The sequence below is a fragment of the Streptomyces sp. NTH33 genome, assembly GCF_003236365.1.
GTDB lineage: Bacteria > Actinomycetota > Actinomycetes > Streptomycetales > Streptomycetaceae > Streptomyces.
Map to the genome: position 1 here is coordinate 1 of NZ_POTZ01000189.1, position 12,525 is coordinate 12,525.

8 protein-coding genes and 1 pseudogene are annotated in these 12,525 nt (G+C 71.7%); 6 read left to right on the top strand and 3 right to left on the bottom strand.

The window, feature by feature from the left end; translation table 11 throughout:
* The 5 genes and pseudogenes from C1I97_RS18965 to C1I97_RS18985 form a co-directional block, all read left to right on the top strand.
* Positions 1–701: pseudogene (locus C1I97_RS18965) on the top strand (serine/threonine protein kinase); the annotation flags it as partial.
* 71 nt (positions 702–772) lie between these two features.
* The gene (locus C1I97_RS18970; RefSeq protein ID WP_111004407.1) at positions 773–2,434 is read left to right on the top strand and encodes a serine/threonine-protein kinase; all 1,662 of its coding nucleotides are present in this window, start codon (positions 773–775) and stop codon (positions 2,432–2,434) included.
* Between the two features lie 238 nt (positions 2,435–2,672).
* Entirely contained in the window at positions 2,673–4,364 is a 1,692-nt protein-coding gene (locus C1I97_RS18975) for a serine/threonine-protein kinase (RefSeq protein ID WP_111004408.1), read from the top strand.
* Positions 4,365–4,479: 115 nt separating this feature from the next.
* Entirely contained in the window at positions 4,480–6,093 is a 1,614-nt protein-coding gene (locus C1I97_RS18980) for a succinic semialdehyde dehydrogenase (protein WP_111004409.1), read from the top strand.
* 30 nt (positions 6,094–6,123) lie between these two features.
* Positions 6,124–7,902 carry a GMC family oxidoreductase N-terminal domain-containing protein gene (locus C1I97_RS18985; protein ID WP_111004410.1) on the top strand — a complete coding sequence of 593 codons (1,779 nt, stop codon included), beginning with the start codon at positions 6,124–6,126 and terminating at the stop codon, positions 7,900–7,902.
* A gap of 144 nt (positions 7,903–8,046) precedes the next feature.
* Here C1I97_RS18985 and C1I97_RS18990 read toward each other — a convergent pair whose 3' ends face one another.
* Entirely contained in the window at positions 8,047–9,132 is a 1,086-nt protein-coding gene (locus C1I97_RS18990) for an LPXTG cell wall anchor domain-containing protein (RefSeq protein WP_111004411.1), read from the bottom strand.
* 476 nt (positions 9,133–9,608) lie between these two features.
* A complete protein-coding gene (locus C1I97_RS18995; protein ID WP_111004412.1) occupies positions 9,609–9,920 on the bottom strand; it encodes a chorismate mutase in 312 nt (103 codons plus the stop codon).
* 335 nt (positions 9,921–10,255) lie between these two features.
* Between C1I97_RS18995 and guaA the strand changes: the two genes are divergently transcribed.
* Complete coding sequence (gene guaA / locus C1I97_RS19000; protein WP_111004413.1) at positions 10,256–11,836, top strand: glutamine-hydrolyzing GMP synthase; 1,581 nt, start codon at positions 10,256–10,258, stop codon at positions 11,834–11,836.
* A gap of 46 nt (positions 11,837–11,882) precedes the next feature.
* On the opposite strand, the gene C1I97_RS19005 is transcribed toward guaA, so the two are convergent.
* Positions 11,883–12,356: a pyridoxamine 5'-phosphate oxidase family protein gene (locus C1I97_RS19005; protein ID WP_111004414.1), complete on the bottom strand. Its 474-nt coding sequence runs from the start codon at positions 12,354–12,356 to the stop codon at positions 11,883–11,885.
* Positions 12,357–12,525 lie beyond the last annotated feature (169 nt).

Below are 12,525 nucleotides of genomic sequence, written 5' to 3' on the forward strand. Positions count from 1 at the left end.
CACTGGTGCGGTCCGCGCCCGAACCGGAGGCCGGCGTGCACGTCATCGCCGCCCCGCCCAGGCGCCGTCTGCGCACCCTCGTCCTCGTCGTGGCCCTCGCCGCGCTCGTCGGCGGCGGCACCGCGGCCGCCCTGCTGAAGTGGGACCAGGGCCGGCACCAGGGCAACAACGCCTCCCAGTCGTCCCCGCCGGACCCCACGCAGGCCGCGGACACCGACACCACCGGCGACCTCCCGGCCGGCTGGGTGCGCAAGAGCGACCCCTACGGCTTCAGCATCGCCGTGCCCGACGCGAGCTGGAAGCGGCAGGAGTTCGACGAGGCCACCGGGCAGGTCGACTACACGCCCGACAACGGCAAGCACTTCATCCGCGTCGCCGTCGACGACTCGCCGGACTTCCCCAGCGCGCACGCCCACCAGCTCGACCTGGAGCAGCAGCTCCAGCGGCTGGTGGACTACCAGCGGGTGACCCTGAAGGCCAACACCTACCGCGACCGTCCGGGCTCCCTGTGGGAATACACCTGGACGGCCCTGGCCAAGGACACGCCGTACCCCGGCCCGCGGCACGCCATCGAGGAGACGTACTTCTCCCGCGAGGGTGTCGAGTACGCGGTCTACATGTCCTCGCCCGAGGAGGACTGGGCGACCACCGAGAAGCAGTTCAGGGCCGTGCTGCAGAGCTGGCAGCCGGACGGGAGCTGACGCGGCGGAGCCCGATCCTTGGCCGGTCGGCGCCCCGGGGTGCCGCTGTCCTGTGCGGCATGATGGGGCGCATGGGGACCGAGGGGGACAACTTCCGTGTCATCGCGGGCCGTTACCGCCTTCAGGCGCGGCTGGGACGCGGGGGCATGGGCGTCGTCTGGCGGGCGACCGACCAACTGCTCGGACGGGAGGTCGCGGTCAAGGAACTCCCGTTCGACGAAACGCTGTCCGCCGAGGAGGCCGCGGTGCGGCGGGAGCGCACGGTACGCGAGGCACGCGCCGTCGCGCAGTTGCGGCATCCGCACATCGTCGTCGTGTACGACATCGTCGAGCAGGACGAACGCCCTTACATCGTCATGGAGTTGATCGACGGGGGCTCGCTCGCCGACCGGATCGCCGCGCGCGGCCCGGTGGACGCCGCCGAGGGCGCCCGGATCGGCATCGCCCTGCTGAGCGCGCTGCGCACGGCCCACGCCGCCGGTGTCCTGCACCGGGACATCAAGCCCGCGAACGTCCTGGTGGAGTCCGCCACCGGCCGGATCGTCCTCACCGACTTCGGCATCGCCCAGGTGGACGGCGCCACCACACTCACCGAGACCGGGTCCTTCGTCGGCTCGCCGGAGTACACCGCGCCGGAGCGGATGTCCGGAGCCAGGACCGGCCCGGAGTCCGACCTGTGGTCGCTCGGCGCGCTGCTGTGCACCGCGCTCAGCGGTGAATCGCCTTTCTGGCGCGACTCGTTGGGCGGCATCCTGCACGCGGTCGTCTTCGACGAGATCCGGCCGCCTGAGCAGGCCGCACCGCTCCTGCCCGTCGTACGAGGGCTGCTGGAGCGCGACCCGGACCGGCGGCCGGCGGCAGACGAGGCCGAGCGGATGCTGCGGGCCTTCCTGGAGTCGGGCCGTACGCCGGCGCCACCGGCCCGTTACACGCCGACGTGGCGGGACGTGCCCGTATCGCCGGGTGTGCCCCGGCCGGCGCCCGCGACTCCGCCGACGGCCGGCACCGCGTCCCAGGACCCCGGCCGGTACCCCGCCCGGAGTGCGCTGGTCGCGGCGCTGCTGGTCGCCGCGATGGCCGGGGCAGGTGTCTCGGCGGCGGCACTGCTGATGCGTGGAGGCGGCAACGGCGGCGGTACGCCGACGTCTTCGGCGCCGCGGACCTCGGTGAGCACGTCGGCGGGCACCGCGTCCCGGACGTCCACGCCGCCGCCGTCGGCCGCCTCGCCGGCCATCCCCGTTTCCACGGTCACCGTCACCCGGCCCGCCCCGCCCGCCGCCGACGGCCCCACCGTGCCCTCGGGTCACCACCTGGTCCGGGACCCGGCCGGCTTCACCGTCGCCGTACCGGACGGCTTCACCCGCAAGCCGCAGGGCGAGCGCGTCTTCTACAGGTCGCCGGGGGAGACCTTCCGCCTCGGCATCAAGGTCGCCGGTCCGGGGGCCGGCGGCCCGCTCGCGGTGATGCGCCGCGCGGACGCCGCCGGACCGGTCAACAACCCCGGCTACCACGACGGCCGGGTCACCGCCACCACGCATCACGGACACCCGGCCGCCCTCTGGGAGTTCACCTGGAGCGGCTTCAGCGCGGCGGAGGGCCCGCGGCACACCTACGACCTGTGCTGGGAGCAGGACGGGCGGATGTACGACGTATGGGTGTCGGCGCCGGCCGGCAGGGAGCGCGAGGCCAAGGAGCACTTCGACGTCGCGGTGGACACCTTCCGTCCCGGCTGAGCGCTCCGCTGGAAGCACGGTGATGGACCTGCGGGCCGGTGGGGGTCGGTCGCGCGCACGAGGGGGGTCCCCCGCTCGTCAAGAGCTTGGGGGAGGAGCCGCACACCAGCAGTTCCCCGCGCCCCTCGCGGGGCGCGGTATCGCACCGGACGTCACCAAGGCTGCTTAGGTCACGGGTCTGTGACCGGATGGCACCCCTGGTGGAGGCGGCGGCGCGGGGCACGATATGGATGGACCCATGAGCAACCACGGGGCTGCCCACCACGGGTCCGACGAGCCGACGACTTTCGCCTTGCAACCGCCGAACCCGCAGGCGGGGGTGCCCCACCCGCACAACCCGTACGCCGTGCCCGCACAGAGCGGCGACGGCGGACAGCCGCAGGGCCCCGCCCTGGCGCAGCCGCAGGTTCCCGCCCCGGCGCAGCCGCAGGACCCCGGCGCCGGACGGCTGATCGGCGGGCGCTACCGGCTGCTCGCCAAGCTCGGCCACGGCGGCATGGGGACCGTGTGGCGGGCCAAGGACGAGACGGTGGACCGCGAGGTCGCCGTCAAGGAGCCCCGCATCCCCGACCACCTTCCCGAACGGGAGCGTGCCAACGCCTTCGAGCGGATGCGCCGCGAGGCCCGCGCCGCCGCCCGGCTCGACCACCCCGCGGTCGTCAACGTCCACGACGTGGCCGTCGTCGACGGGCAGCCGTGGATCGTGATGGAGCTCGTGCAGGGCCGCTCGCTCGGCGCCGTCCTGCAGGAGGGCACGTTGGACGCCCGCGAGGCGGCCCGGACGGGCCTCGCGGTGCTCGGCGCGCTCGAGGCCGCACACGCGGCCGGCATCCTGCACCGGGACGTCAAGCCGGACAACATCCTGCTCGGCCGGCACGACCGGATCGTCCTCACCGACTTCGGCATCGCCCAGATCGAGGGCGAGACCAACCTGACCGACACCGGCGGCTTCGTCGGCTCCCCCGAGTACATCGCGCCGGAGCGGGTGCTGGGGCAACGGCCCGGCCCGGCCTCCGACCTGTGGTCGCTCGGTGTGGTGCTGTACGCGGCCACGGAGGGCGTCTCCCCGTTCCGCCGCAGCAACACCCCGGCCACCCTCCAGTCGGTCCTCAACGCCACGCCCGCGCCGCCGGCCGCCGCGCAGGGCCCGCTCGCCGAGGTCATCAACGGCCTGCTGCACAAGGACCCGGCCCACCGGCCGGACGCCGCCCGGGTGCGCGCCCTGTTGGAGGCGGCGGCCGCGCCGCCCGCGCCGGCGCCCACGCAGGTGGTGCGGTACGCCGAGTACGCCGAGGGCAAAAGGCCTTCCCCGGCGCTCGGCCGCAGGGCGTGGCTCGGGCTCGGCGCCGCGGCCGTCGCGGTGGCGGTGACGGCGTACCTCCTGATCGCGCGCCCCTTCGCGGGCCCGCTGCCCGAGGGCTGGGCGACCCACCACGAGAAGGACGTCGCCGCGACGATCGCCGTGCCGAAGGACTACCAGCGCGAGGTGCCGGACCCGAACAGCACCACCAGGAAGCGCTGGGTCAGTTACAGCGACTGGAGCGGCGGCATCACGGTCAATCTGCGCCTGCTGAAGAAGTCCGAGGAGTCCGAACGGGACATCAAGGACTCCGCGGCCGCCCAGATGTACGACGACAACGGCTCCTACAAGGAGTCCGGCAGTTACGACCTCGACATGCCGAAGAACCCGAAGACCCACCCCAGGGATACGACGTACCGCGGCGAGAAGGCCGCCGAGAACACGGTCGTCTACACCACCGACGACAGCACGCACCCGAGGCCGACCGAGCTGCGGATCTTCTACTACAAGACCACCGCGGGCGACATGTACAAGCTCACCGTCCGCTACCCCGGCAAGGGCGACTTCACCGAACGCGGCCGCGAGGTGGCGAAGACCGCCATCGCCAACCTGGACATCGACCGACCGTGACAACGCCCTGATCAGGGCCTTTGCTGCCAGCGATCACTGGCGGCCTGCGAGCGCTCGGTGAATCGTCATTACTGACGGGTACACAAAGCCGCCGGTGCGGCATACCCTGCGCCTCATGACGGACGCCCAGGCCCCGGTGAAGACCGGCACGAATCCCCCGGCCCCCGCCCCCGCGGGGGCCCGCACCGCCGCCGACGTGGTGACGCCCGAGCTGGTCGCCCGGCTCACCCAGGGCGTCGTCGGATCCGGCCGGACCGCCAACCACACGCCGTTCACCGGGGAGAAACTCGCCGACCTGCCCGAGTCCACCCCCGAGGACGTCGCCCTCGCCTTCGAGCGGGCCCGCGCCGCGCAGGCCGTCTGGGCGCAGGTCCCCGTACGGCGGCGCGCGGCCGTCCTGCTCCGCTTCCACGACCTGGTCCTGGAACGCCAGGCCGAGGTCCTGGACCTGATCCAGCTGGAGACAGGCAAGGCCCGCCTGCACGCGCACGAGGAGGTGCAGGCCGTCGCCGTCGCCGCCCGGCACTACGGCCGCCGCGCCGCCGCGTACCTGAGGCCCAAGCGGCACACCGGCGCCATTCCGGCCCTGACGAAGGTCACCGAACTGCGCCACCCGCGCGGCGTCGTCGGCCAGATCGCCCCCTGGAACTACCCCCTGGAGCTGTCGGTCGGCGACGCGCTCCCCGCCTTCGTCGCGGGCAACGCGGTGGTCATGAAGCCGGACACGGAGACCTGCCTGACCGCCCTGTGGGCCCGTGACCTGCTGATCGAGGCCGGGCTGCCCGCCGAGGTGTTCCAGGTCGTCATCGGCGACGGCCCGGTCGTCGGCCCCGAGGTCGTCCAGCACGCCGACTACGTCTCCTTCACCGGCTCCACCCGCACCGGCCGCGAGGTCGCCCAGGGCGCCGCCGCCCGCCTGGTCGGCGTCTCCCTCGAACTCGGCGGCAAGAACGCCATGCTGGTCCTGGACGACGCCGACATCGAGAAGGCGGCGGCGGGAGCGGTCCGCGCCTGCTTCTCCTCCGCCGGCCAACTGTGCATCTCCATCGAACGGCTGTACGTCCACGAGGCGGTCGCGGACGTCTTCCTCGAGCGCTTCGCCGCCCGTACCCGGGCGATGCGGCTCGGCACGTCGCTGGCGTACGGCGCCGACATGGGATCACTGGTCGGCGAGCGGCAACTCCAGACCGTCGCGCGGCACGTGGAGGAGGCCGTCGCCAAGGGCGCCAAGGTGGTCGCGGGCGGCGTCGCCCGCCCGGACATCGGCCCCTACTTCTACGAGCCGACCATCCTCGACGGCGTCGAGGCCCCCATGTCCGTGTGCACCGAGGAGACCTTCGGCCCGGTCGTCTCCGTCTACCGCTTCACGACCGACGACGAGGCCGTCGAGCGCGCCAACTCCACGCCGTACGGCCTGAACGCGTCGGTCTGGACGAAGGACGCCCGCCGCGGCCGCGAGGTCGCCGCCCGGCTGCGCACCGGCACGGTGAACATCAACGAGGGCTACGCCCCCGCCTACGGCAGCGTCCAGTCGCCGATGGGCGGCATGAAGGACTCCGGCCTCGGTCGCCGGCACGGCTCCGAGGGCATCCTCAAGTACACCGAGGCCCAGACCCTCGCCCACCAGCGGCTGCTGCCCATGGCCCCGTCGTTCGGCATGGACGACGAGAAGTACGCGGCGTTCATGAGCCGCAGCCTGAGGCTGATGAAGGCGTTCCGCTTCCGCTAGACCGCACCCCGTTCCCGACGAGGAGAGCACGTGACTCAAGACGGCTACGACTACGACGTCATCGTCGTGGGCTCCGGCTTCGGCGGCTCCGTCAGCGCGCTCCGCCTGACGGAGAAGGGCTACCGGGTGGGCGTGCTGGAAGCCGGCCGCCGCTTCACCCGCGAGAGTCTGCCGAGGAACTCCTGGGACCTGAAGAACTACCTGTGGGCCCCGAAGCTCGGCATGTACGGCATCCAGCGCATCCACCTGCTCGGCAACGTCATGGTGCTGGCCGGCGCCGGGGTCGGCGGCGGCTCCCTCAACTACGCCAACACCCTCTACGTACCGCCGAAGGCCTTCTTCGACGACCCCCAGTGGCGGGACATCACCGACTGGCGGGACGAGCTGAAGCCGTACTACGACCAGGCCCGGCGCATGCTCGGCGTGCGGCTCAACCCGACCATGACCCCCTCCGACGTCCACCTGAAGGCGGCGGCGCAGCGGATGGGCGTCGGCGACACCTTCCACATGGCGCCGGTCGGGGTGTTCTTCGGCGACGGCGAGGACGCCGACGGCAAGGCGAGGGCGAAGCCGGGGGAGCGGGTCGCGGACCCCTACTTCGGCGGGGCGGGCCCCGACCGCAACGCCTGCACCGAGTGCGGCGAGTGCATGACCGGCTGCCGGCACGGCGCGAAGAACACGTTGAACGAGAACTACCTCCACCTCGCCGAGAAGGCGGGCGCGGTGGTCCACCCCATGACGACGGTCGTGTCGGTCACGGACGACTCGCGGGGCGGCTACGCGGTCGCCACACTCCCGACGGACCGCAGGAAGAAGGGCGCGGGCCGCCTCTTCACGGCACGCAGGGTGGTCCTGGCGGCCGGCACCTACGGCACCCAGACGCTGCTGCACCGCATGAAGGCGAGCGGCCGGCTGCCGTACCTCTCGCCCCGGCTGGGCGAGCTGACCCGCACCAACTCCGAGGCGCTGGTGGGCGCCCAGACCGACGACCGGCGCTACCGGAAGGCGACCGGGAAGCCGAAGGCGGACTTCACGCGCGGGGTCGCCATTACGTCCTCCATCCACCCCGACGAGAACACCCACATCGAGCCGGTCCGCTACGGCAAGGGGTCCAACGCGATGGGCGGCCTGTCGATCCTGCAGGTCCCGTACGCCGAGGGCTCGTCCAGGGTCGCGGCCTGGCTGCGCAACGCGGCACGCCATCCGGTGCTCGTCCTGCGCTCGTTGTCGAACCGCCGCTGGTCGGAGCGCACGATCATCGGCCTGGTCATGCAGTCCCTGGACAACTCCCTGACGACGTACCTGAAACCGGACGGCGTCGGCAAGGGCCTGCTCACCGCCCGCCAGGGCCACGGCTCGCCCAACCCCCAGCAGATCAGGGCCGCCACGGAGGGCGCCACCGCGCTCGCCGCCGAGATCAACGGATTCGCCGGCTCCAACGTGGGCGAGCTGATGGGCACCCCGCTCACCGCCCACTTCCTCGGTGGCTGCCCGATCGGCGCCTCCCGCGAGACGGGCGTCATCGACCCGTACCACCGCCTCCACGGCCACCCCGGCATCTCGGTCGTGGACGGCGCGGCGGTCTCGGCGAACCTGGGCGTGAACCCGTCGCTGACCATCACCGCCCAGGCCGAGCGGGCGATGTCGTACTGGCCCAACAAGGGCGAGACCGACCCGCGCCCGCCGCAGGGAGCGGCGTACGAGCGTCTGAAGCCGGTGGAACCCCGGCACCCGGCGGTCCCGGCGGACGCCTTCGGCGCGCTGCGGCTGCCGTTCCTGGGGATGCCGACGGTGCCGCCGAAGAAGTGACCAGGAGGAAGAGAAAGAGAAAGAAAAGAGAAGGACCTGCGTCCCCCTCCTGACGCAGGTCCTTCTCTTCTCTTCTTGCGCGGGGCTCTTCCTGCGCAGGGCTCTACGACACGTCGCGCAGAGCCCTGCGAGCCACGTGGCGCGTTACGCGATCGCGCCCGCCTTGCGACGGCGCACGAGCACGATCGAACCCGCACCGGCGACGACGGCGGCACCGCCGATGAGACCGATCATCGGCAGGGCGGAGCTGGAACCGGTGTTGGCCAGGCTGCCCTCGACCTTCGGCGTGGTGCTGTCCGGCTTGGTGTCGGTGATCGGAGCCTTGCCGCCTTCCTGCGGCTTGGTGCCACCGGTGTTCGTGCCGGCGGCGACGATCTGGAACTTGTACGACGCGAAACCGACGCCGATGCACTCGTTGTCGCCGTCGCTGTCGGGGTAGACGGTGAGGCCGAGCGAGAAGCCGGCGCCAACCGGAGCGTTGGCCTGCACGTTGATGCGCAGCGGGATGTTGACCTCGTAGTCGGGCTTGAGCTCGTCGGTGTAACCGACGAAGCCCTCCGCGTAGCCGCCGTCGTTGAGGTCCTCCCAGACATTGTCGTCCGGGTTCCATGCCTGCAGGTTGACGTGCTTGGCCTTGAACAGGTCCTCACCGTACTTGTCGGGCGAGGCCCCGGCGTAGTAGATGAGGTCGTTGAGGGTCGAATCGGAGTTGTTGGCCACGTTCATCGTGAACTTGTGCCAGCCGCTGCCCGCGGCGATCTTGCCCGGCAGGCCCTTGATGTTGACGTCGACCTTGGTGTCCTCGCAGAACAAGGAGTCCTCCTCGTCGGAGGGCGACTTGGTCTCCTCCTCGCCAGGGGTCGACGGGTCGTCGCTGGGGGCGTCGGTCTCGTTGTCCTCGCCAGGGGTCGACGGGCCGTCGCTGGGGGCGTCGGTCTCGTTGTCCTCGCCAGGGGTCGACGGGCCGTCGCTGGGGGCGTCGGTCTCGTTGTCCTCGCCAGGGGTCGACGGGTCGTCGCTGGGGGCGTCGGTCTCGTTGTCCTCGCCAGGGGTCGACGGGCCGTCGCTGGGGGCGTCGGTCTCGTTGTCCTCGCCTGTCTTTTCGGTGCTGGTGCTGGAGTTCTGCGAGGGGTTCTCGGACGCGGCGAACGCGGCCGGAGCCGACAGCAGCGCCAGGGGGGCGATCACGGCCGTCGCGGCGGCGGCTGCCATGGCACGGCGAAGTTTCATGCAGACCTCGGTAAGTCGGTGCGTACTGCGGCGACGCAGCACGGACATCGGAGAGGCCTCCGCGTGTGGGGCCGCGGGTTGTGGCCTTGTTCTGCTGGTGTGACCGAGGAGGCTGGTGAAAGGTTGCACCGTCCCTGACAGAATTTTTATGTGGCGTGAGTCACGCCCGGCGGACCCGTGGGGCGGACCGGCCCGCCGGCCGGCCCCGGGCGTCCCCGGAGCCGACCGTCATCCGGGTGACCGGACTGCTGTCCCCTGCCGTCCGGTCACTTCCCCGGAGCGAGATCCCACGGCACACGGCACGATCCGCACACCTCATCGCTCCGGAGAGTCACCGTGGTTCTTCCGGGCCCGCCCCTGGCCGGCACGGACACCGAGAGCAACGAGGCTGCGTGCGCGGCGGTCACGTGCCGTACGGGTGGGACGCGGGCGGGACCCGGACGGGAGAGCCCGGGCCGGGCTCACATCCCGCCGCTTCAGACCCTGCCGCGGCACAGCTCCAGCAGGGTCATCGCCAGGGTCGTGCCCGGCTTGCCCAGGGCCTCCCTGTAGTGGCCGAGGATCTCCATCTCGCGGGAGAGGTTCACGCGCCGGCCGCCGGAGGCGATCCGGGCCTCCTGGATGACGGCGGAGACGGCCATGCGTTCCTGGATCAGGCCGATGATCCGGTCGTCGAGCGCGTCGATGCGCTCCCGTGCGCCGGCGATCACGTTCGCGGCCTCGTCGGTGCGGGCATCGCCCGCAGCGGTAGCTGCTGGTGTCTGCGTCTCCGTTGCGGTGGCAGTCATCTCGGGGGCTCCTCACTGGGTGGGTGCGGTGCCCCGGAACGGCAAGGACCGGAGAAACGTCAGGCGCCCCGGGCCTTGTCGGCCCGGGGCGCCTGGGAAGTCGCTTGGCGTTGGCTCAAGCAGCACGACCATGGCAGCCGGCGGGCCGGGTGCCATAGGTAAAGAGGAAGGTCGAGTGCGCGAGCATGGGTCCAGTATGCCACGGCACCTTTCGTCCCGCCGGGTCGGGTGGCGCGTGGCACAGGTGGAGCCCCTCGGGGACGGGACCCGGCTCACGGCCACCTCGGTAGAATCGACAACCACAAGCCACCCGCCCAACCGCCGGAAGGCACCCCGTGTCATCAGCGACCCCCGCTGCCGCCACCCCCGACACCGTCCTGGTCGTCGACTTCGGCGCGCAGTACGCCCAGCTCATCGCCCGTCGCGTCCGCGAGGCCCGGGTCTACAGCGAGATCGTGCCGAGCACCATGCCGGTGAAGGACATGCTCGCCAGGAACCCGGCGGCGATCATCCTCTCCGGCGGCCCCTCCTCGGTGTACGAAGAGGGCGCTCCCCGTCTCGACCGCGAGATCTTCGAGGTCGGCGTCCCCGTCTTCGGCATGTGCTACGGCTTCCAGCTGATGGCCCAGGCCCTCGGCGGAACCGTGGACAACACCGGCGCCCGCGAGTACGGCCGTACCGCCCTGGCCGTCTCCAGGCCCTCCTCCACCCTCTTCGAGGGCACCCCGGCCGAGCAGGACGTGTGGATGTCGCACGGCGACGCCTGCTCCGCCGCCCCCGAGGGCTTCTCCGTCACGGCCTCCACGGACGTCGTCCCGGTCGCCGCGTTCGAGAACGACGAGAAGAAGCTCTACGGCGTCCAGTACCACCCCGAGGTCATGCACTCCACGCACGGCCAGCAGGTGCTGGAGCACTTCCTGTACCGCGGCGCGGGCCTCAAGCCGAACTGGACCACGGGCAACGTGATCGACGAGCAGGTCGCCGCGATCCGCGAGCTGGTCGGCGACAGGCGGGCGATCTGCGGCCTGTCCGGCGGCGTGGACTCCGCGGTCGCCGCCGCCCTCGTCCAGAAGGCCATCGGCTCCCAGCTGACCTGCGTGTACGTCGACCACGGCCTGATGCGCAAGGGCGAGACCGAGCAGGTCGAGAAGGACTTCGTGGCCGCGACCGGCGTCCAGCTGAAGGTCGTCGACGCCGAGGAGCGCTTCCTCGCCGCGCTCAAGGGGGTCACCGACCCCGAGGAGAAGCGGAAGATCATCGGCCGCGAGTTCATCCGGGTCTTCGAGCAGGCCCAGGCGGAGATCGTCGCGGACGAGGGTCCGGCGGTGGAGTTCCTGGTCCAGGGCACGCTCTACCCGGACGTGGTCGAGTCCGGCGGCGGCACCGGCACCGCCAACATCAAGTCGCACCACAACGTCGGCGGCCTGCCCGAGGACCTCGAGTTCAAGCTGATCGAACCGCTGCGCCAGCTGTTCAAGGACGAGGTCCGCATGGTCGGCCAGGAGCTCGGCCTGCCGGAGGAGATCGTCCACCGCCAGCCGTTCCCGGGCCCCGGCCTCGGCATCCGGATCGTCGGCGAGGTCACCAAGGAGCGCCTGGACCTGCTGCGCGAGGCCGACGCCATCGCCCGCGAGGAGCTGACGGCGGCCGGCCTGGACCGGGACATCTGGCAGTGCCCCGTGGTGCTGCTCGCGGACGTACGGTCCGTCGGCGTCCAGGGCGACGGCCGCACCTACGGCCACCCGGTCGTGCTGCGCCCGGTCTCCTCCGAGGACGCGATGACCGCCGACTGGTCGCGTCTGCCGTACGACGTGCTCGCGAAGATCTCCACCCGGATCACCAACGAGGTCCGGGACGTCAACCGGGTCGTGCTCGACGTGACCTCGAAGCCGCCGGGGACGATCGAGTGGGAGTGAGCCCCTTCTTCTGAGGGGCTCGGGCCCAGGAGCTCTTTTGAGGGGCTCAGGTCCGCCTGAGAGTGCGCACCGGCTCTCCGGGCCTCCAGACCTGGACGACCAGATACGTGTCGTCCTCCACGCAGGTCCTCACGACCTCCGTCAACTCGGTGCGGAAGAGGTGGAACGGCTGCGGCGGTTCCACCTCTTCCGCGTACGCCCCCTTCACCCCGGGGTCCTCCACCTCGACCGCCCGCCCGGCGACCCGTACGTCGCCGCCGGCCATCGCGGTGCCCGGCCCCGGATTCGCCTGCAGCGCGAACCTCGCGTCCCGGCGCAGGTCGAGCGCCTTGAGCGAGCCCGGCATCATGCCGAGCCACAGCTCGCCGTGCAGGAAGCGCACCTCCAGGCCGGTGGTGCGGGGGGAGCCGTCCTTGCGCAGGGTCGCCAGGACGTGGTGCGTGAACGCCCCGAAGCGCTGCTCGACGGTCGTGGCCAGATCGGGTTCCGCCGCGGCGAAAGCCGCCCAGTTCGTTGCCATGCGGTGAGTCTCGCGCCGATACCCGACACCTTCTGTCGAGGTTTCGGGCCGAGAGCCGCCGGAGTGCGGCATCTTTACGCACCAGCGCTCGTTTCCGAGCCCGACCGCCGGTACCTTCCGCCCCGTACGCCGATCCCGCGCCGGAGGACACCCATGCACGGCCCCACTC

Excerpts from the sequence above, each read along its gene's own strand:
- C1I97_RS18970 (WP_111004407.1), top strand. The coding sequence starts at position 773 with ATGGGGACCGAGGGGGACAACTTCCGTGTCATCGCGGGCCGTTACCGC.
- C1I97_RS18975 (WP_111004408.1), top strand. The coding sequence starts at position 2,673 with ATGAGCAACCACGGGGCTGCCCACCACGGGTCCGACGAGCCGACGACT.
- C1I97_RS18980 (WP_111004409.1), top strand. The coding sequence starts at position 4,480 with ATGACGGACGCCCAGGCCCCGGTGAAGACCGGCACGAATCCCCCGGCC.
- C1I97_RS18990 (WP_111004411.1), bottom strand. The coding sequence starts at position 9,132 with ATGAAACTTCGCCGTGCCATGGCAGCCGCCGCCGCGACGGCCGTGATC.
- C1I97_RS18995 (WP_111004412.1), bottom strand. The coding sequence starts at position 9,920 with ATGACTGCCACCGCAACGGAGACGCAGACACCAGCAGCTACCGCTGCG.
- C1I97_RS19005 (WP_111004414.1), bottom strand. The coding sequence starts at position 12,356 with ATGGCAACGAACTGGGCGGCTTTCGCCGCGGCGGAACCCGATCTGGCC.